Here is a 20,551-nt window from a genome sequence, read left to right on the forward strand (position 1 = left end):
TAACCTCTATTCAGGAGGCAACAGAAAAAAGTCAATTTTTTATATAAAAAGAGCGCCGAAGCGCTCTTTTTATCACTCACTTTATCTGTTATTGCATCGCCAATAACATCTCCTGCGGCTCCTCTAGATAACACTTCCAGAGGTTACAAAAACGGGCAATGGTTCCACCATCAATCACTCGATGATCACCAGACCAGCTTACCTGCATGATCTTCCTAGCTTCCACCTCACCCTTTTCGTTAAACCTTGGTAACTCTTGCAGCTTACCTAGCGCGACTATGGCAACCTCAGGCTTATTGATGATAGGTGTCGCTACCGTTCCACCTAAAGCACCGATATTTGAGATAGAAACACTGCCACCTTTTAGATCGTCAGGGCTAACACGGCCGCTTCGAGCAGCGGTTGTCAGACGCGTTATCTCAGCTGCGATCTCTAAGATAGATTTATCCTGTACCCCTTTAACATTAGGCACCAACAGCCCCACTTTTGAGTCTACTGCCATGCCGATATTATGCTGGGCAAGATAGGTCAGCTCAGTGCAATCTTCATTGACGCGACTGTTTATCACTGGGAACTGCTTTAATGCCAGTGACATCGACTTCATGAAAAATGGCATCATAGTGAGTTTAAGCTCATCTGTTGAGTATTTTTTCTTCATACTCTCTCTGAGCTTAACCAGCTCAGTGAGATCTATCTCTTCACAGTAGGTAAAGTGTGGGATTGTGGTCACTGACTCAGTCATCATCTTAGCCATGACCGCCTGAACACCACGAATAGGCTCAACACGATCCTGTAAACTAGCAATACCTTGAAGTACTTGAGGCGATGATACCGTTTCACTCTGAGCTTGAGATGTTATCGCTGTCGCACCCGACTGGTGACGATTAACATCCTCTTTATAGACACGACCATTTTTGCCTGTACCGGAAACACTGGCAATATCGATACCCAAACTTCGAGCTAGGCGCCTAACAGCAGGACTGGCAAGTGCTTTTCCTTGAGCGACCAGCTCTTGAGAAACAACTGGCTCGCTAGCTACTGCAGTCTCAGAAGTCAATGGTACTTTAACGCCAGCTTCTACTGCCACCTCTACCGAAAAGAGAGGCTCGTGGACCTTGGCCAATTGGCCTTTGCGGTAGTGTAACTTAGCAATTTTTCCTGTTTTAATGGCAGGGATCTGAACTAAGGCTTTATCTGTCATTACATCTGCGATGGGTTGATCTTCAACAACAAGATCGCCCTCTTTCACAAGCCATTCGACCAGCTCACACTCAACAATTCCTTCGCCAATATCAGGTAAAAGAAACTCCTCGATTTGAACAGCTCCTTGTGATGAGATATTTTCAACTGAGATAGCTGCCTCTTGCTTTTCAACCTCACTTTTTGATTCAAAAGCTTGGGTCTCAGCAATATCAGAAGATGTAACTTCCCCTGATATATCAACAGAGTATAAAGGCGCATGAACTTTTGCTATTTCACCTTTAGCATAATGAAGTTTTTTTATCACACCAGCATGGGGCGCTGGAATCTGCACCAAGGCTTTATCGGTCATCACATCTGCAATGGGCTGATCTTCAACAACAACATCCCCTTCGCTGACTAACCATTCGACAAGCTCACACTCGACGACACCCTCTCCAATATCAGGCAGAATAAACTCTTTAATCATCGCCAAGCTCCTAAAATGTTACCGATGCTTTAATGGCTTCAAATGTCTTGAGCGCATCAGGCATATACTCTTTTTCATGAATTAAAGGATAAGGAGTATCTAACCCACAGACCCGGCTGATTGGAGATTCAAGGTATAGGAAACACTCCTCTTGAATGGTTGCGGCAATTTCACCGGCAAAGCCACCTGTTAACGGTGCTTCATGGTTTATCAGCAGACGTCCTGTCTTTTTCACTGATGTTGCCACGGTTTCAACATCCCAAGGTGCTAAAGTTCGAAGATCAAGGATTTCACAGGAGATCCCCTCTTTTGCAGCCATATCGGCAGCTTTTTCTATGATCTCCATCTGAGCGCCCCATGCAAGCAAGGTGATATCCTTACCTTCACGGACAACTTCAGCCTTACCTAACTCAATCTCATAATCACCATCAGGGACTTCGCCGATATTGGCACGATACAGACGCTTAGGCTCAAAGAAGATCACAGGGTTTTTATCACGGATCGATGCCAGTAACAGCCCTTTAGCTTGGTAAGCATTACGCGGAACCACGACTTTAAGGCCCGCAGTTTGAGTAAAGTATGCTTCAGGGGATTGTGAATGGTAATGCCCACCAGCAATGCCGCCGCCATAGGGAGTTCTAAAAGTGACGCCACCGACATTAAACTCATTGCCACTGCGGTATCTGAATTTGGCGGTTTCATTCACAATTTGGTCAATCGCAGGAAAGATATAATCAGCAAACTGGATCTCAGCAATTGCCGTCATGCCATTTGAGGCCAAACCATTAGCAAATCCAGCGATCCCCTGTTCGGTTAATGGGGTATTGAAACAGCGATCACGACCATATTTATCTTGTAAACCAGAAGTCGCCCTGAATACGCCACCGAAATGACCTACATCTTCACCGAAGAGTATCGCCTTGTCGTCGATTTCCATCGCCATAGAGAGTGCATCATTGATGGCTTGTAACATGTTAATTTCGGCCACGGCTTATACACTCCCTTCGCTATTTGGATATGATTTTGGGTACTTCTTAATATGGGTTTTCAGCATCTCTAACTGCTGCTTTAATCGCGGCGTTGGCGTGTCGTAAACATCTTCAATCAAGGTATCAACACTGGACATTGGTAGCTTCTCTGCCACCTTTACCTCAGCGAGCACTTCACTACGGTATTTTTCAAACAGCTCAGAGTCTTGTTTTTCGGTTAACCAACCTTTGTTGATCATCCATAGTTTAAAGCGTTTAACTGGGTCATGTTGTTGCCATTTCGCTTCCTCATCTTTTGAGCGATACCCTGAAGGGTCATCCGATGATGAGTGCGCGCCAAGTCGATAAGTCATGGCTTCTATAAGAACTGGTGCGTTGTTTTCAACCGCATAGGCTCTTGCCTGTTGAGTTGCAGCAAGCACGGCAAGCATATCATTACCGTCAACACGTATCGTGTGCATGCCATAACCTGGGCCACGACTTGCGATACCGTTCCCCATAAACTGCTCACTGGTCGGTGTCGAGATCGCATAACCATTGTTACGACAGAAGAAAATAGTCGGGGATTTCAGCACTGCGGCCATGTTTAGACCAGCATGGAAATCACCTTCAGATGCGGCCCCCTCTCCAAAGTAGCAGATGGCAATATTACGCTTTCCCTGCATCTTTAGGCTATAACCTACACCAGTCGCCTGAGGGATCTGAGTCGCAAGTGGTGATGAGATAGTTTGGTAGTTCAGCTCAGAAGAGCCGTAATGGATCGGCATCTGTCTGCCTTTCCCTAGATCTTTTTCATTACTGAACAGCTGATTCATAAACTGCTCTGTGGTAAATCCACGGTATCTCAGCGCCGCATGTTCACGATATTGCGCTAAGATAACATCGTCATTATCAAGTGATGCTGCACTGCCGATAATAGAGGCTTCTTCACCTGTACAGGTCATATAGAAGCTGATCCGGCCCTGACGCTGTGCGCCCAACATGCGCTCGTCTAATACTCGAGTAAATACACACGTATCATAAATCTTATGTGCTAGGGCTTCATCAATAGCAGGTAATACCGCGTTTTCATACACGGTACCATCGGCTTGCAAGATTTTTAAAATAGGAATGTTTACTGAATCCCTATCGAGAAAACTGACACGATGGACAGTTTCATTCTGGCTTGTTGCGTTGCTCATACTATTCTCTTATCAGCTGAGTGCTTTGTTATTGAGTCCTCTTCCCATGAGAAGAGTTAATTCTTGTTATACGCGTTGCAGAACATTACGTTAACGTAAACTACCTATCAACCATTCATTCTATCTTAGCAAAAACTAACGATGGGCCTGCGCGTATGTTTAGCTTTACATCCAAGTGCAAACCCGCAACAGGCACCGTTAATCTTAATCCTTAATGCAAATATTTAACCGTCTATATTCTCAGTGGTGGCAGGCTTTAAACATAAAACCGTTCGCTGACCTACTGGTACCTTGGCATTAGGGAAGACGATGGCTTCTACTTCGTGTTCAACCTTGATGCTCTCCCCGCCCTCTTTGGCTAAAATATAGCCCTTAGGGAATGAGGTAAAGTTTTCGACATCATTGGCGAAGGTAAACTCAAAGTCATCAAAGCCTTTATTAATCGCTCGACACACTTGATACAGATTCACCGCATTAGCATTAAAAACTGGCAGTTCTAAGGGTTTATTGCCGATTAAGCGGCTAAGCATCTCGTTGAGCGCGATAAAGCGCGTCATATCATTTTGGCCCATTGGAAGCACTTTGCCTAACTCAATAGTAAATGCATCGGCTTGGTAATTAAGGGATGAGAAATAGCTGAATGTAGTAGTGGGCTCATGATGAAATAACACTGTATCGATACCGCATGCTTCAAGAAACATGATCTGCTCACCACTGTACTTGCGACCAGGTCTGTATGGGTAGATAGCGAATTTTTCGTGTTTAGAGCCTCGGATAGCGGTGTGAAGATCGTAATGAATTTTATGGCTGTTATCTTTTGATGAGCTAAAAAACTTATCAACGTAAAACTCAAGTTTTTTTGCTCTAATACGTTCTGGATTAACTAGCCCTTCACCAACAGAATGAGCTCCATTAAACAGCCGGTTAAGGTTTTCATCAATAAAGCGGGTGCCATTGATAATCGCAGGCGGATTACCAAAAAGAAAAAGTATCCTTTGCTCGGCAATTAATCTCTCTTCAAGCAGTGACTTTATAAGTCCGTTACATAGCTCTATAGGCGCGGTTTCATTACCGTGCACAGCACATGAGAGTACAATGTCTTTTCCCCGAGCCACCTTAGGCTCAAACACAATGACCCCCGTATCCCATACTTCCACTTGAGTATGAGAGCCAAGCATAAATGTGAATGTTTCATCGAAATGTTGTGGTTGGGCGAGTGTAAGTTGTAAAAAGTCTTTAGACTCTTTTAGTGCTTGTAACACGAGGTACTCCTTATTGTCCTACATAAACACCTCAACAAAGGGCAGTTTAAGCAAGATCCTTTTTTGTTATAAAAACTCGGATTTAGCATAGTAACATTTTACTCCCACATCAGCCATTTATCAGCATTTCAAAGCTAACATATTCCAAAAAATTTACCTTTATTGCCATTTACTGTTTACATTTTGTTTATGAGTAAAACACGACAAAACGCAAAAAGCTGCGGCTGAGCTTTCTAAATTAACATTAGCACGTAGTGGTAAATGGGGTGGCCGCCATATCGTGACAGAGATAGTTCCCCTGCTCACTTTTCACCGAGCTGAAGAGTACCATCAGAATTATCTAGAGAAAAATGAACTTCCTAGCTGCCATATCTCATATTAATACAATTGGTATAAATAAGCTGTCCAATAAAAAGCCCCTGTATTGATACAGGGGCTCGATAAAATACATAAACCGAATGGTTAACTTAACATCGTCTCTATCATGGCTTGAGCTTGAGCAATCACCTCATCGAGATGCTTTTGGCTAACAAAACTTTCACCATATATCTTAAATAGCGCTTCTGTACCCGACGGTCTAGCAGCAAACCAAGCATTTTTAGTCACAACTTTAATGCCGCCAATCTTGGCTTGATTACCTGGCGCTTTTGTCAGTACGCTTGTGATCGTTTCACCTGCTAACCTAGTGTCACCTAATACCTTAGTATCTACGTTTTCTGCAATAATCTTGGCAAACTTGGCCTTTTTCTCGGCTGTAACAGGGCTATCTACGCGGGTATAAAAACTCTCGCCATGAAGCTTAACGAGTTCATTATAACGCTCTGCTGGTGTTTTACCGGTCACGGCCAACATTTCGGCGGCCAGTAAGGCTAAAATAAATCCATCTTTATCGGTACACCAAGTGGTGCCATCGCGTCGTAAGAAAGCCGCACCAGCACTCTCTTCACCACCAAAGGCAAAGGTCGCCTGCGCTAAACCATCAACAAACCACTTAAACCCAACTGGAACTTCACTCATCACACGTTGATGTTGCTCACACACCTTATCTATCATGGCACTAGAAACTAACGTTTTACCAATCACTAAAGATTTAGACCACTGAGGCCTATGGGTGACTAGATAGTCAATGGCCACCGCTAAGAAGTGATTGGGGTTCATTAGGCCAGAGCCTGGGCAAACGATGCCATGGCGATCATAGTCAGGATCGTTACCTACACATAGGTCAAAATTGTCTTTGTGCTTTAATAGGCCGGACATCGCATAGGGAGATGAACAATCCATGCGGACCTTGCCATCTTTATCCAGCGGCATAAATCCAAAACTTGGATCAATACTCTTGTTCACTAACGTAATATCAAGCTTGTAGCGCTTAGCGATCTCTGCCCAATAATGGATACCAGAGCCACCAAGTGGATCGACGCCCAATCTCACTTTTGCTTTCTTGATGGCATCCATATCAATTACGTTAATGAGATCATCAACATAAGGCGTGATTAAATCGACCTCTTGAACTAAATGACTCTGCATAGATTGGGTGTAATCAAGGCGATTAACCCCTGCTAAATTCTGTGCAAGATAGTGATTGGCTCTATCTTCAATCCACTGGGTGATCTCACCTTCTGCTGGACCACCGTGAGGGGGGTTATACTTAATACCGCCATCTTGTGGTGGGTTGTGTGATGGTGTAATGATTAACCCATCAGCAAGTGTTTCACTGTGTTTATTCGCCGTAATGATCCCATGGGAGACAACTGGGGTCGGTGTAAAGCCATCATCTTTATGAACAATGACCTGCACACCATTAGCCACCAAGACTTCGATCGCCGTAATAAATGCAGCTTGAGATAACGCGTGAGTATCTATGCCTAGATAGAGGGCTCCTGTTATCCCAGCATCTGTACGGTGATCTACTACAGCTTGCGCTATCGCAAGAATGTGTTGCTCATTAAAACTTCGCGTTAACGCGCAGCCCCTGTGCCCTGATGTGCCAAAAGTGACTTTTTGAGCATCCAGCTTACTATCTGGCGTTAACCGATAATAGTGACTCATCAACTTTGGAATGTTCACCAAATCCTTTTGTAAAGCTACCTGTCCTGCACGTTCATGAATGGCCAACACTGTCCCCTTTATTCTTGACTTAAGATAACGCTCTAAACTTTCTATTAAATACCGCTTAAATATTACGAGTGATTGACTCTATTTGCGCCTCTACAGTGCCGTATTGGTGCAAAACCTCGGTCAAAATCGTACGCTTTTTAGCAGTGTTGTTATTTGTCGTTACCCAGTAACCACTTTGACCGATCTCTTTTGGATTCGCTGATTTACTGGCTTTTAACAGGGATTGTTTTGATGTAGCAAAATAGAGCCTGTCACGACCTTTAATCTTAAGTACTTGTGCAAACTGCTCAGGTGAAGCCAGATAGACTGCTTCAAGGATAAATAGGAAACGTCCAACAGCGCCTTTTGCCGCCGCTAACTCCTCTTTATTGATGCTTGAATGAAGGTCGATAAATCTTGGCTTATCTTCAACTTCTGCCGTCTCTTCTAAACCGGGTTGGCTAATCACCTCTGGCTCATCTTTCTCTTGCGTTGCCGATGCTTCCACTTCCAAACCAAGGAGTCGACGTAAGATTTCAGAAGCACTCTCGCCGATCCTTTCTGTCTTACTGGCAATAAGGCGATATAACTCTTCATCAACCTCTATATATTTCATGCGTTCATCTTCCTTACTAGAAATGTTTGCCCCAAACCATAAACTCACTTTATGGAAAGAAATAGTCACTCGATCATTTTTTTTGTCATCAGATCGTTTCACAAGTGTATGCTATCTTTAGCCTTATAATAAAGACCCTTTCTCTCAATTTTGAAATACTTGCTCATTAGATAGAAGAAAAGGCACTGTTTGTCTAAAATGAAAACAGTAAAGAGGATTGGCGACTTTCAATCTTGATGTCAATGACTGAGATAAGGCACAATATCTGACCTCCTTACGCTTTAATAGGTTTACATGAACTACACCTCTACAGGTCAAGGTCCCGCAGTGATCTTAATCCACGGCCTATTTGGCAACTTAGACAACTTAAAAAACTTAAGTAATAGCCTAGAGTCACACTATCAGGTTATTCGTATTGATGTGCCAAATCATGGCATGAGTCCCCATTGGCCTACGATGAATTACCCAGCATTAGCTAAGGCTATGATAGAGTTGATGGACGAGCTTTCAATAGAGAAAGCACACCTTGTCGGTCACTCCATGGGCGGAAAAATAGCCATGGCTACAGCGCTTTCATACCCAGACAGGATCGCCAGTTTAATCGCTGCCGATATTGCCCCTGTCAGCTATCAGAACCGTCATAGTGACGTATTTGATGCACTGCAAAACGTTGAGCTAAGCCAACTTGAAAGCCGCGCTCAGGCACTTAGCTCTCTCACTGCATCGGGGATCGATGCCGGAACGGCGCAGTTCCTACTAAAAAATCTCACCCGTGATGAAACAGGTTTTAAGTGGAAGATGAACCTGACAGGCTTGCTCGATTGTTACCCAGACATGATCGCTTGGTACAACGACGCGACTCCAACAAAAGAGCGTTACACAGGTCCTAGTCTATTTATTCGTGGCGGTGACTCTGATTATGTTACCGCTTCACATAGAGCAGCCATAATGGCTCAATTTCCGAACGTACAAGCTAAAACGATTGAGGGAGCTGGTCACTGGCTACATGCTCAAAAACCCGTCATTTTCAATCGGATCGTGTCTGAGTTTATCCAAAAAAATGAAAGTAAATAATCAAGTTTTAGACATTTTAGGATATAGCAGACACGTGTCATCTATGATATATTCGCGCCTCTTTTAAGCCAGAAGAAGCTTGAATTGTTATCTCTGAGTATGTAGGTGGCGCTGAGCATAAGCTCCCCCAACTATAAATCACGATACTTTTTGAGCCTGAAGATGCTTGAAATGTTATCTCGGCATATAGTGCAGAACCCAGCATTAGCTCTCGCACTATATACCTCGACACTTTTTGGCCTGAGGAGCGCAGATGTTATCTCAGTATATGGAACAGATCGAAGCGTTAGGTCTAAACCTATTTTTTGCAGCGATCTTTTTCTTTATCGGTATGGCCATACGAGATGTGCTAAAACAGGGCAACGTCCCTAAATTTGGCCGTAACATCGTTTGGCTTGTGTTATTTCTCGGCTGTGCCGGGTTTATTGCAAAGGGATTAATACAGATGTTCTGGGAAGGCTCAGGCATTGGTTAAACATTGATTAAATGGCTAAAGAAACATCAGACAGAACCACAATTGATCTGTTCGCAACAGAGAAACGACGTGGTCGTCCTAGAAGTAATCCGCTACCTAGAGACCAGCAATTAAAGGTCAATAAGCGAAATCAAATCCAACGTGATAAAGCTAACGGATTAAAACGAATAGAGTTAAAGGTGTCACAAGATTTGTATGACGCCTTGAATGAAAAGGCTTTGGCCAGTAAAATTAGTCGAAGCCAATTAATCGAATTGATATTGCAGAATCAGGTTAACTCTTAACCCTTCTGATAACGATAACAAACACTGCTAATTAGATATAGGAAAGACAATGGCAACTGTAGGTCTTTTTTTCGGTAGCGATACAGGTAACACTGAAGCCGTCGCCAAGATGATCCAGAAGAAACTGGGCAAAAAGATGATCGATGTTAAAGACATCGCGAAGAGTACAAAAGAACAGATACAAGAGTATGATCTTCTTCTTTTTGGTATCCCTACCTGGTATTACGGTGAAGCTCAGTGTGATTGGGATGACTTTTTCCCAGAGCTTGAACAGATCAACTTTGAAGATAAACTCGTCGCCATTTTTGGTTGCGGCGATCAAGAAGACTACGCCGAGTACTTCCTTGATGCTATGGGCATGGTTAATGAGATCGTTGAAGCCCGTGGCGGTATTGTTATCGGTCACTGGCCAACTGAAGGCTATGATTTTGAAGCATCTAAAGGCCTTGCCGATGACAAGCACTTTGTGGGCTTAGGCATTGATGAAGATCGTCAACCAGAGTTAACCGAAGAGCGTGTTGATGCTTGGGTTAAGCAGATCCATGAAGAGATGTGTCTAGCTGAACTTGAAGATTAATCTTCTTTAGAAGCACGGATAATCACTTTAAAGCGGCTTAATGCCGCTTTTTTGTGTCCGGAACACTTATGTAAATTTACCATGGATGGATATAAATTTACTTTGTGTCCGGTCTTAGATACTCCAGACATCTTGAAGACATTTCCTCCATCCATGGAGGTCAGAACACTTATGTAAATTTACCATGGATGGATATAAATTTACTTTGTGCCCGGTCTTAGATGCTCCAGACATCTTGAAGACATTCCCTCTACTGACCCATAGGGATATGGGGAATGTCTGTAAGCGTATGGAACGCTTTAGACCATGGATGGTCAAGGATATAAGTTTACTTTGTGTCTGAATACTTAAATTGACTCTCTATTTAGTTAATAGATAAAGCACTGGACCTTAATGAGCACTGAAACTGACAATAAACATTGGGATATCTTCTGCGCCGTCGTCGACAATTACGGTGACATTGGTGTTACCTGGCGCTTAGCTAAACAACTGGCCCATGAATACGAGCTTAATATAAAACTCTGGGTCGATGATCTACATAGTTTTTCCCATATTTTACCAGAACTTGATCCATCACAGACCAGCCAACAATTTTGCGGTGTTGATATACTACGGTGGAGTTCGCCATTAGATATCACCTTCGTCCCCGGCAGTGTCATTATAGAAGCCTTTGCCTGTGAACTTCCCTTTGAGGTAACTGAGTCCTTGATAGCTCTGAAAAAGGACAATAAAGCAACGCCCCCGCTATGGTTAAACCTTGAATACCTCAGTGCTGAAGCTTGGGTCGATGGCTGTCATGCCCTTCCCTCATTACAAAAAAGTGGTCTGAAAAAGTTTTTCTTTTTCCCTGGCTTTACCGATAAAACAGGTGGACTTATCTGCGAAAAGTCACTGTTTTCTGAGCGCGAGCAGTGGCAAGCAACACCTGATAATAAACTGGCGCTATTTGAGCAGCTAGGCCTACAAGCTATCGATAAGAATGATCTGTGCATCAGTGTTTTTAGTTACGAGACTGAGGCGTTAGCAGCGCTGTGTGAGTTATGGCAAGACACGCAAAAAAAAGTGCACCTGCTTATCCCTAAGGGACGTAGTTTACATAGCCTATCTCATCTGCTCCCTATCGAATACGAATTAATAAAACCAGGACAGCACTATGAGTACAAGCAGCTGACCATCCATATCTTACCTATGACAGACCAGCAGGGGTTTGATAAATTGCTCTGGAGCTGTGATATTAACATCGTCAGAGGCGAGGATTCATTTTTAAGGGCACAATGGGCGGCTAGACCTTTCATTTGGCACATATATCCTCAAGAAGATGATTACCATCTCGTAAAATTAGAAGCTTTTATGCAAGTTTACTGCGATAATCTTGCTCCTGAAATTGCCGGGCATTGGTCAGCGTTAAATTTAGCCTTTAACCAAGGGGCACAAAACAGGGTCAAAACCCTGTGGCAACACCTAGATTCAGTTAATAGACCGTTACTACAACATGCACAAGAATGGCCTGTTAACGCATTAAATGATGCAGATCTTGCTTCTCGACTGGTTCAATTCGTCAAAAATAGCTAAGATGCTGCTCTAAAACAGAAAGTCCAAAAATAGGAAATAGTGTAATGAAAACTGCTCATGAAATCCGTCCAGGTAACGTGATCATGTTAGATGGCAGCCCATGGGTTGTACAAAAAACTGAAACAACTCGTTCTGGCCGTAACGCTGCTATTGTAAAAATGAAGCTAAAGAACGTTTTACTTGATTCAAGTACTGAAACCACCTTTAAAGGTGAAGACAAGATGGATGATATCATTCTGGAACGTCTTGATTGTACTTACTCATACTTCGCCGATCCTATGTATGTATTTATGGATGCTGAGTACAACCAATACGATGTAGAAGCAGGTAACTTAGGTGATGCATCGGCTTATATCGTCGATGGCATGGAAGAGGTTTGTCAGGTCACTTTCTACGAAGGTAAAGCTATCTCTGTTGAACTACCTACCACTATCGTTCGTGAAGTGACTTACACTGAGCCATCTGCTCGCGGTGATACTTCTGGTAAAGTAATGAAGCCAGCCACTGTTTCTGGTGGTGCGACTTTGAGCGTTGCTGATTTCGTTAAAACCGGTGATATGATTGAGATCGATACTCGCACTGGTGAATTCAAAAAGCGTGTTTAATGAATTAAATTAAATTCAGTTTAAAAGCCAGTGGATCTCACTGGCTTTTTTATACCCCTTACACCCAGGCAGAGCGTTTGACTATAAAAACCACCAATGACAGCGCGTTATCCTGCAAAACTTTTATTAACAGCTGAGTTATAGAGAGATAATCTAAAAATATTGTTGGGTTAATCAGTAATAAACACGGTAAAACACTTCTCAATGACCCCATAATTAGCTATTGTCCCTCTACATAAGTAATACCTAAGTACGGCTGGAATTTTACCTGGAACCGACTTAGCATTTTAGAGGTTGTGGATGCGTCCAATTATCAAATCAAATAAATTAGATTCAGTCTGTTATGACATCCGAGGCCCAGTACATAAGGAAGCACGTCGCCTTGAAGATGAAGGCCATCGTATCCTAAAACTCAATATTGGTAACCCTGCACCTTTCGGTTTTGAAGCGCCAGAGGAGATTGTACGTGATGTTATCCTCAATTTACCTAGTGCTCAAGGCTATTGTGAATCAAAAGGATTATTCTCTGCCCGTAAGGCCATAGTGCAGCATTATCAATCTCAAGGTATCTTCGGAGTTGATATTGAAGATGTCTATATTGGCAATGGCGTATCTGAGCTGATTGTCATGGCGATGCAGGGGCTGCTCAATACAGACGATGAGGTTTTGATCCCCTCACCCGATTACCCACTATGGACCGCAGCCGTTAATCTTTCTGGCGGTAAAGCACAACATTACCGCTGTGATGAAGAAGCCGATTGGTTCCCTGATCTAGATGATATCCGAGCTAAAATCACTCCAAGAACCCGTGCTCTTGTACTGATTAACCCCAATAACCCCACAGGAGCTGTTTATTCAAAAGCCCTGCTACTTGAAGCGATCGAGATCTGTAGAGAGCATCACCTTATCCTGTTTGCCGATGAGATCTACGACAAAATATTATATGACGAAGCACAGCATGTGCCAGCAGCGAGCCTCTCTGATGATATTTTAACGGTCACTTTTAATGGTTTATCAAAATCTTACCGTGCAGCGGGTTTTCGTGTCGGTTGGATGATGTTGTCAGGAAACCTTAAAGCAGCTAAAAGTTACATTGAGGGCTTAGAGATGCTGGCCTCTATGCGTTTATGCGCAAATGTGCCAAACCAACATGCCATTCAAACTGCACTCGGTGGCTATCAGAGTATCAATGAGCTAGTGATCAATGAGGGGCGTTTGAAAGTCCAGCGAGACACTTGTATTGAACTGCTCAACTCTATTCCAGGGATCAGCGTTAAATGCCCTAAGGGTGCCATGTATGCGTTTCCAAAGTTAGATAAGCGATTTAATATACGTGATGATGAACGCTTAGTACTGGATCTACTAAAAGAGAAGAAGATACTCTTGGTTCATGGGACCGCCTTTAATTGGCCTGAGCCCGATCACCTTCGAGTGGTCTTCCTGCCTCATAAGGAAGATCTTGAAAAAGCACTCACCGAGTTTGGCGACTTTATGGATGGTTACAGGCAGTAATCCTATCGACTAGTGTTCGAAACACTTTCAACAGAAGAAAGCGACCTATGCAGGTCGCTTTTTACCTTTAAAGAACTACTTCAATAGATGGCACATAAGCAGTTTATGCACAATAGACTCAGCTTTTACCTGAGAGCAGTTGATTGTAAAACCGTACTGAAATGCTTCATCATCATGCTCAATAGGCAAGATGTTCTTAATGGTAATTGGCACAAGTTGAGTGTCCAGTTCTGTTGAGAGTTCAACCTTCAACAGATAAGACTCCTCACACATAATCGTATTAAGTCCTGAGCTAACAAAAGCCCCCCCTTTTATTGAGATATCCTTTAACGCTCCCAAGGCAAGTGGCTTAACCTTTTGGCTTTTCTCAGTTTCACCTTTCTCTGGAACTATCACAGAGCTAAGGCTAATAGGGATCCGAGATTGATGCCTCAACGCGACTTTTTGTAACTCTTTGGGATAATCAATTAGGAGCCAGTATCCCAGATTCTTTTCCACTTTCTGGATCTTACTTTTAAACGCTAACACATTAGCCTTAGGCTCATTACTCCTGATAATTCGAACGATAATCTCCTGGCCAATAAATAGAAAATTTTGTGCCTTCTGCCAGTGATAATCATCTCCTAGCTCAAGAATAATCATACGTTTGGGATCCACACCTATGAAACGGGATTGAAGGCGGATAACCTGATCCGGTGCCAAGATCTGGATATTCACTTCCGTATTACAGGACATATGGTCCAAAAGACTAAACTGGTAGGTTGGCGAATGGATCACTATCTTCTCCAATGATAATTTCAGAAGGAACGAATCCCATTTTCCTATGTAGCAATTGAGTTTATAGTTACTTAAGAGAAAGAAAACTTAACCCAAATTTTAGCCACTAAGCTGTTAATACGCCAGTAAGCACGCGAATAGTACAAGAGGTCCTCAAGCTAGATTTATACAATTTTAGCGACTAACACCCTGCTAGCCATGTAATTAATACTTGCTCTATACGGGATACCCTATGCTAATGTAACGCCATAAGTTTGTTTCAGTAGAGTTGCATCACTATGAGTCACCTATTTGCCCACCTTGCTAGAATGAAATTAATTCAACGCTGGCCTCTTATGTACAACGTTCGCAGTGAAAACGTCCAAGAACATTCGCTACAAGTCGCTATGGTTGCTCATGCCCTAGCCATTATTAGCAATCAAAAATTTGGAACCAAACTAAGCCCTGATAGAGCAGCAACCGTGGCTATCTTTCATGATGCCAGCGAGATCTTAACTGGCGACCTCCCCACGCCAGTGAAATATTTTAATAAAGAGATTGAGGCTGAATACAAAAAAATTGAGGCAATTGCAGAACATAGACTACTTGAGATGGTTCCTGATGAGTTTCAGCAAGAGTACCAACCACTCCTTTCAAGTGAACATGCTGATACAGAATATAAATTATTGGTAAAATCCGCCGATACTATCTGTGCCTTCCTAAAGTGCCTCGAAGAGCTTAGAGCTGGAAATAATGAATTTAACACAGCAAGAAAACGTTTAATTGAATCATTAGATAAGAATCCCGATCCTGCAGTTAAATATTTTGTCGACTGCTATGTGCCAAGCTTCAAACTAAGCTTAGATGATATCAATAGGTTGCTTTAATCGGGTTACCATCAGTTTGCAGCTAAATTTCAAAGGTCAATCATAGTGAGTAAGGATAAACATGATCGCATCCCCATGGCATGAAAGACGTCTTAATGAAGATAAGAAAAGGCGTAATGATCATCGAAGCCCCTTTCAAAGAGATCGCGCTAGAATACTGCACTCGGCCGCATTCAGAAGATTACAGGCAAAAACTCAAGTATTAGGCGTCGGGATGAATGACTTTTATCGTACCCGACTAACCCACTCTCTTGAAGTGTCTCAAATTGGTACAGGTATTCGAGCACAACTGAAACTAAAGCAACCTCAACACCTATCACTGTTTGACTCAATGAGCCTGATTGAATCCCTCTGTTTGGCGCACGATATAGGCCATCCCCCCTTCGGACACGGTGGTGAGGTCGCATTAAACTATATGATGCGCAATCATGGTGGCTTCGAGGGAAACGGACAGACATTCAGGATCCTCACGGGACTTGAGCCCTATACTGAATGTTTTGGTATGAACCTCTGTCGTCGAACGCTGCTGGGAGTGCTTAAATATCCAGGGCTCTACTCATCACTCCATCATGATGGTCAACAGGCAGAAGTTAAAAACATTCGTCAACTTAGACCCGCAGACTGGCCACCAGTCAAAGGTGTCTTTGATGATGATAAAGCCATTTTAGACTGGGTACTGGCGCCCTTGATTGACTCTGACAGAGAGCGATTTTTACAAACCCATGCAGCAGCAACTGGTAAACACAAGCGAACGCGTTATAAATCCTTAGATTGCTCGATTATGGAACTGGCTGACGATATCGCTTACGCGGTCCACGATCTTGAGGATGCCATAGTGATGGGAATTGTAAGCAGCTTTCAATGGCAAAACGATGTAGCAGAAGTCTTAAAAAGCAGTAAAGATAGCTGGATCCGAGAGGAGTTTGCCACCATAGGTGATAAACTTTTCTCTCACCATCATCACCAGAGAAAAGATGCCATTGGCACTTTGGTCAATGGTTTCGTTACCGCGATTGATCTAAAAGAGGATTTAGCATTTACTGAACCTCTATTACGTTTCAATGCTGCACTAGATGAAGAGTTTGATTCTGCGTTAGAGGTACTAAAGCAGTTTGTCTATAAATTCGTTATCAGAAAACCCGAGATTCAGATGTTAGAGTATAAAGGTCAACAAACAGTAATGGAGCTTTTTGAAGCATTTGAGTCTGATCCTGAGCGTCTGTTACCAACCCATACTCAAGAAAGGTGGCGAGAAAGCCACAACAAAGGACTAAACTGCCATAGAGTCATTGCGGACTATATCTCAGGCATGACAGATGAGTTTGCAGCTAGGTTACATCAACAACTGTTCAACCCTAAACCTGGCTCTATGATAGAACTGAGTCATGAACTCTAAATAGCCTTAGCTGACAGAAACCCTGACTAAGCACTCAATATATATGACTAAATAATCACCCAACTCTCTCAGTTTATCGTTTTAACTGAGAGAGTTCATTAACTCTTCAGCGACCAAATTATATCCAAAGAATCATATCCACTCCTGTAAAAGTTAATAAACTGTTTTAGTAGCCATGATTTACACTCACTAGCAACCTGCTCGGTTTTACCTCATTTTTACATCTATTTAATATCTACCCTTTATTTATCAATAATTTAAATAATCTTTCCAATTTGACTAGAGAAACCCAATTGTTAGCATGCTGTTACACCCAATAGATGTTTACATAACAATCTTATCTAGATGCTATGTAGTACTCCTAATCTGTTCAATCTTACAGAGTTGAGTGTTTTGTTTTTACCGGGGATTAATGACCAAACTGAATAAATTGTCCATAAGCATTGAACAGAGACACAGTTGGCAGAAAAACAGATAACAAAAAATATAAGGATGGAGAGATGAATAAAAAGCTGATCACCATAGCAATACAAACCGCCATCATGGGGGGCGCACTTAGCTTAGCGCCGCAAGTATATGCTGTCGATGACAAAGAGATAGCAAAACCCGCACTCGAAGCCACTACAGATGAACAGGCAAAAGAGCCTGAGATCCAAGAAAAAATTACCGTTACAGGTTCACGCCTACGCCGAGATAGTTTTAGCGTTGCAACACCATTAGCCACATTAAACAATGAAGCTATTGAGGACACAGGCTTAGGCTCACTAGCCGAGATCTTAGTTGAAGAACTTCCACAAATAGCAGAAGGAAGTAGTAATACTAATACTCAATCCAATATCACAGCTACAGGCCTTTCCACGATTGACCTACGTAATTTAGGTACGAGTCGTACTCTAACACTTATTGATGGCCGCCGAGTCGTATCGAACAGTCATAGTAGTAATGCAGTCAGTTTATCTACAATCCCAACGGGAATGGTTAAACGTGTTGAAGTTATTACGGGTGGCGCATCGGCAGCTTACGGATCAGATGCTATCGCAGGTGTGGTTAACATTATTACGCAGCAAGATAAAGAAGGCTTCTCGTTTAAGGCTCGTGGCGGCGAAAGTACAGAAGGCGGCGCTAAAGAGTTCACCTTAGATTTAAACTACGGTACTGAATTTGCCGATAGTAGAGGTTATGTTTATTTCAGTTCGACTTATGACAAACAATACGGGCTAACCTATAACGACCGACCCCGTGCTCAACAGCAAGAATCACATTCTTACGATGATGTAAGAATGTGTAATCAGATGCTGACTGCTAATGAGCCTAAAGATGGTGAGTGTATACGTGATATTACACAAGCTGATTGGCGTAGTTTAAGTGATTCGATACCTGGTGGTGTTTTTCATGAAGGCAAAAGTAGTATCGGCGGCTTTTGGTATGATGGTCAAACATTACGTGATGACTGGGTAGAAGAGAAGTATGGTATCGACACTGACCAATACGTGATGTTAAAAGTTCCTGATGAAGGGTTAAACACAGCTGTAAAGGTAGACTTTGAGTTAACAGATGACATCTCTTTTTATGGCCAGTTTCAGCATAGTATCAATAAGTCATTTAACAATAAATCTCCAGAAGGTGAAGATGAGAGTGATTTAGTTATCACTTTTGACCCAGCAACGGGCGAATTCGGTCAAGTTGATATGGGTCGTATTAGTCGAGATAACCCTTATGTTCCCGCCGAAATTGCTGCTGGTGGTGGAAGCACGATTAAGTGGGATAGACAGTTTGCAGAAGTGGGACAAATATATACTGATAATACCCGTACAACCATACGTTCATGGGCTGGTTTACAAGGTACCGTTTTTGATGGTGATTGGGATTGGGATGTGTCTGTTGGTTACGGTAAGTTTACCCAAGAGCAGATCCGTGGAAATGAGATTGATGTTATCAAAGCAAGTTATGCTCTAGATGCTGAATATGCTGATGATGGTGTAACCATACAATGTGCCGATGAAGCAGCGCGAGCAGCAGGTTGTTTACCTATGAATCTATTCGGTGAAGGTTCTATAACATCAGAAGTCGCTGATTATATTCGTGTGAACCCTACCATTGATACTGAAGTTGAGCAGCTCTCATTTGTTGGTTACATGGCAGGAGATCTATTTGAAATGCCTGCGGGACCAGTAGCTTCAGCGTTTGGTTTTGAATACCGAAAAGATTCACAAGAAGTCGTCACTGGAGGTGGGGCAACTGAAGGTGGCATCAGTTTTAACTATGTACCACAATATTCAGGTGATATGGAAGTAGCTGAAATTTTTGGTGAAATAGCAGTACCATTACTTAGTGATGTCACTGGTGCTAAAAGCTTAACAGCAGAATTATCAGCTCGACTTGCAGATTACAGCGCCGAAGGCGTCGACCTAGTTTCCAGTTATAAAACTGGGGTAGTTTGGGAGATCTTGGAAGGTTATGCCATTAGAGCAAACTGGGCTCGAGCTCAACGAGCACCATCAATAGATAATTTACTATCACCACCTGCCGGTGACTATGATAGATTTACTGATATCTGTTATGGAACCACGGCTACTTCAACCGATAAAGGTCATGCTAATTGTCGTAAAGATGCTGCAATAGCAGAGCAAATTGCATTAGATGGAGAATTTGATGAACCTGATAACAACTACTCTCCGGGTGTAGGTAACCCAGATCTATTTGAAGAAACAGCGAACACAGTGACTTTCGGGGTTAGCGTAGCGCCTTCATTTATTGAAGGTTTGCGTATAGCTGTAGATTATTACGATATTGCTATTGAAGATGCACTGTCTACTTACTCAAATCAAAATATCATGGAGTATTGTTATGCCTCTGATTTAGAGTGGGATGTACGTGGTGGTAGCAACACTTTCTGTAATGACCTAAAACGTGATGAAGACGGTGCCTTGATTGAAATAATGCAACGCGATTATAACGTTGATGAAATTAGCACGAGTGGTGTCGATCTCGCTCTTGAATATGTATATGAATTTGAGCAACTTGGACGCCTTAGTTTTAAAACAGATTGGACCCATGTCCTTGATTGGACAAAAACAGTACAATCACCAAGTGGTGCAGTAACAGAAAATTATGAGGGTTATTACGATAATGATATCTATGATACACAAGGTTCAGCATCGTTAACTTGGTCTTTCGAGGAATTGCGAGTTCGTTGGAGCACTCGTTATAAAGGACCTATCACTGTTAACCAACAAGCAGAGTCAGATTGGCAAGATGCAATAACGGAAAACGATAAACGTTGCGCTGCAGGTCCAGATGGATGTATTGAAAATCCCGAAGAACTTGCGTTTAACGAATTAGGCTCATATACGACTCATAACTTATCAATTTCTTACACTATGGATCTACCTAATGATGGTGACTTGCGAGTCTTTGGCGGTGTAAATAATATCTTTGATAATCAAGGTGACTATAGCTTAGACGGTCGTGGTCACTTCTATAGTGGCTATGGCAGTAGCCGCGGTCGTTTTGCCTTCCTAGGAGCAGAGTTTAGGTTTTAAGGTCTCAACTTAGATTATATAATGTATGGATGAATCTCCATCTATTATTTAATAGCA

At 42.6% G+C, this 20,551-nt stretch carries 17 protein-coding genes and 1 pseudogene; 11 read left to right on the forward strand and 7 right to left on the reverse strand.

Features of this window, described 5'->3' with window-relative positions; all coding sequences use genetic code 11:
• Positions 1-88: 88 nt before the first annotated feature.
• The 4 genes from K0625_RS13365 to astE form a co-directional block, all read right to left on the reverse strand.
• Complete coding sequence (locus tag K0625_RS13365; protein ID WP_220110154.1) at positions 89-1,669, reverse strand: dihydrolipoyllysine-residue acetyltransferase; 1,581 nt, start codon at positions 1,667-1,669, stop codon at positions 89-91.
• 10 nt (positions 1,670-1,679) lie between these two features.
• Entirely contained in the window at positions 1,680-2,657 is a 978-nt protein-coding gene (locus tag K0625_RS13370) for an alpha-ketoacid dehydrogenase subunit beta (protein ID WP_220110155.1), read from the reverse strand.
• A 3-nt stretch (positions 2,658-2,660) separates the two neighbouring features.
• Positions 2,661-3,839 carry a thiamine pyrophosphate-dependent dehydrogenase E1 component subunit alpha gene (locus K0625_RS13375; protein ID WP_220110156.1) on the reverse strand — a complete coding sequence of 393 codons (1,179 nt, stop codon included), beginning with the start codon at positions 3,837-3,839 and terminating at the stop codon, positions 2,661-2,663.
• 224 nt (positions 3,840-4,063) lie between these two features.
• Complete coding sequence (gene astE / locus K0625_RS13380; protein ID WP_220110157.1) at positions 4,064-5,101, reverse strand: succinylglutamate desuccinylase; 1,038 nt, start codon at positions 5,099-5,101, stop codon at positions 4,064-4,066.
• Between the two features lie 199 nt (positions 5,102-5,300).
• Between astE and K0625_RS13385 the strand changes: the two are divergent.
• Positions 5,301-5,483: pseudogene (locus K0625_RS13385) on the forward strand (peptide-methionine (S)-S-oxide reductase); the annotation flags it as partial.
• Positions 5,484-5,563: 80 nt separating this feature from the next.
• On the opposite strand, the gene pgm reads toward K0625_RS13385, so the two are convergent.
• Together pgm and seqA are read right to left on the reverse strand one after the other, a co-directional pair.
• Positions 5,564-7,216 carry a phosphoglucomutase (alpha-D-glucose-1,6-bisphosphate-dependent) gene (gene pgm, locus K0625_RS13390; protein ID WP_220110158.1) on the reverse strand — a complete coding sequence of 551 codons (1,653 nt, stop codon included), beginning with the start codon at positions 7,214-7,216 and terminating at the stop codon, positions 5,564-5,566.
• A gap of 58 nt (positions 7,217-7,274) precedes the next feature.
• A complete protein-coding gene (gene seqA, locus K0625_RS13395; RefSeq protein ID WP_220110159.1) occupies positions 7,275-7,814 on the reverse strand; it encodes a replication initiation negative regulator SeqA in 540 nt (179 codons plus the stop codon).
• 294 nt (positions 7,815-8,108) lie between these two features.
• Between seqA and K0625_RS13400 the strand changes: the two genes are divergently transcribed.
• The 7 genes from K0625_RS13400 to K0625_RS13430 all read left to right on the forward strand — a co-directional run bounded on the left by K0625_RS13400 (position 8,109) and on the right by K0625_RS13430 (position 13,913).
• Entirely contained in the window at positions 8,109-8,888 is a 780-nt protein-coding gene (locus tag K0625_RS13400) for an alpha/beta fold hydrolase (RefSeq protein ID WP_220110160.1), read from the forward strand.
• Positions 8,889-9,141: 253 nt separating this feature from the next.
• Entirely contained in the window at positions 9,142-9,363 is a 222-nt protein-coding gene (locus K0625_RS13405) for a DUF2788 domain-containing protein (RefSeq protein ID WP_012324896.1), read from the forward strand.
• A gap of 11 nt (positions 9,364-9,374) precedes the next feature.
• Complete coding sequence (gene ybfE, locus K0625_RS13410; RefSeq protein ID WP_012324895.1) at positions 9,375-9,647, forward strand: LexA regulated protein; 273 nt, start codon at positions 9,375-9,377, stop codon at positions 9,645-9,647.
• Positions 9,648-9,696: 49 nt separating this feature from the next.
• Positions 9,697-10,224, forward strand: coding sequence for a flavodoxin FldA (fldA, locus tag K0625_RS13415; RefSeq protein WP_220110161.1), 528 nt, complete (start codon positions 9,697-9,699; stop codon positions 10,222-10,224).
• Between the two features lie 393 nt (positions 10,225-10,617).
• Positions 10,618-11,796, forward strand: a complete 1,179-nt coding sequence (earP, locus tag K0625_RS13420) for an elongation factor P maturation arginine rhamnosyltransferase EarP (RefSeq protein WP_220110162.1) — start codon at positions 10,618-10,620, stop codon at positions 11,794-11,796.
• Positions 11,797-11,840: 44 nt separating this feature from the next.
• Complete coding sequence (gene efp / locus K0625_RS13425; protein ID WP_012324892.1) at positions 11,841-12,401, forward strand: elongation factor P; 561 nt, start codon at positions 11,841-11,843, stop codon at positions 12,399-12,401.
• Between the two features lie 300 nt (positions 12,402-12,701).
• Positions 12,702-13,913 carry a pyridoxal phosphate-dependent aminotransferase gene (locus K0625_RS13430; RefSeq protein WP_220110163.1) on the forward strand — a complete coding sequence of 404 codons (1,212 nt, stop codon included), beginning with the start codon at positions 12,702-12,704 and terminating at the stop codon, positions 13,911-13,913.
• 75 nt (positions 13,914-13,988) lie between these two features.
• On the opposite strand, the gene K0625_RS13435 is transcribed toward K0625_RS13430, so the two are convergent.
• The gene (locus tag K0625_RS13435; protein WP_220110164.1) at positions 13,989-14,690 is read right to left on the reverse strand and encodes a flagellar brake domain-containing protein; all 702 of its coding nucleotides are present in this window, start codon (positions 14,688-14,690) and stop codon (positions 13,989-13,991) included.
• 278 nt (positions 14,691-14,968) lie between these two features.
• Between K0625_RS13435 and yfbR the strand changes: the two genes are divergently transcribed.
• The 3 genes from yfbR to K0625_RS13450 all read left to right on the forward strand — a co-directional run bounded on the left by yfbR (position 14,969) and on the right by K0625_RS13450 (position 20,494).
• Positions 14,969-15,556, forward strand: coding sequence for a 5'-deoxynucleotidase (gene yfbR, locus K0625_RS13440; RefSeq protein WP_220110165.1), 588 nt, complete (start codon positions 14,969-14,971; stop codon positions 15,554-15,556).
• Positions 15,557-15,617: 61 nt separating this feature from the next.
• Positions 15,618-16,952 carry an anti-phage deoxyguanosine triphosphatase gene (locus tag K0625_RS13445; protein ID WP_220110166.1) on the forward strand — a complete coding sequence of 445 codons (1,335 nt, stop codon included), beginning with the start codon at positions 15,618-15,620 and terminating at the stop codon, positions 16,950-16,952.
• A 500-nt stretch (positions 16,953-17,452) separates the two neighbouring features.
• The gene (locus K0625_RS13450) at positions 17,453-20,494 is read left to right on the forward strand and encodes a TonB-dependent receptor domain-containing protein (RefSeq protein WP_220110167.1); all 3,042 of its coding nucleotides are present in this window, start codon (positions 17,453-17,455) and stop codon (positions 20,492-20,494) included.
• Positions 20,495-20,551: the final 57 nt, after the last annotated feature.

It is taken from the genome of Shewanella nanhaiensis, assembly GCF_019457885.1.
GTDB lineage: Bacteria > Pseudomonadota > Gammaproteobacteria > Enterobacterales > Shewanellaceae > Shewanella > Shewanella nanhaiensis.

Excerpts from the sequence above, each read along its gene's own strand:
- K0625_RS13365 (WP_220110154.1), bottom strand. The coding sequence starts at position 1,669 with ATGATTAAAGAGTTTATTCTGCCTGATATTGGAGAGGGTGTCGTCGAG.
- K0625_RS13375 (WP_220110156.1), bottom strand. The coding sequence starts at position 3,839 with ATGAGCAACGCAACAAGCCAGAATGAAACTGTCCATCGTGTCAGTTTT.
- seqA (WP_220110159.1), bottom strand. The coding sequence starts at position 7,814 with ATGAAATATATAGAGGTTGATGAAGAGTTATATCGCCTTATTGCCAGT.
- K0625_RS13400 (WP_220110160.1), top strand. The coding sequence starts at position 8,109 with ATGAACTACACCTCTACAGGTCAAGGTCCCGCAGTGATCTTAATCCAC.
- K0625_RS13405 (WP_012324896.1), top strand. The coding sequence starts at position 9,142 with ATGTTATCTCAGTATATGGAACAGATCGAAGCGTTAGGTCTAAACCTA.
- ybfE (WP_012324895.1), top strand. The coding sequence starts at position 9,375 with ATGGCTAAAGAAACATCAGACAGAACCACAATTGATCTGTTCGCAACA.
- fldA (WP_220110161.1), top strand. The coding sequence starts at position 9,697 with ATGGCAACTGTAGGTCTTTTTTTCGGTAGCGATACAGGTAACACTGAA.
- earP (WP_220110162.1), top strand. The coding sequence starts at position 10,618 with ATGAGCACTGAAACTGACAATAAACATTGGGATATCTTCTGCGCCGTC.
- efp (WP_012324892.1), top strand. The coding sequence starts at position 11,841 with ATGAAAACTGCTCATGAAATCCGTCCAGGTAACGTGATCATGTTAGAT.
- K0625_RS13430 (WP_220110163.1), top strand. The coding sequence starts at position 12,702 with ATGCGTCCAATTATCAAATCAAATAAATTAGATTCAGTCTGTTATGAC.
- yfbR (WP_220110165.1), top strand. The coding sequence starts at position 14,969 with ATGAGTCACCTATTTGCCCACCTTGCTAGAATGAAATTAATTCAACGC.
- K0625_RS13445 (WP_220110166.1), top strand. The coding sequence starts at position 15,618 with ATGATCGCATCCCCATGGCATGAAAGACGTCTTAATGAAGATAAGAAA.
- K0625_RS13450 (WP_220110167.1), top strand. The coding sequence starts at position 17,453 with ATGAATAAAAAGCTGATCACCATAGCAATACAAACCGCCATCATGGGG.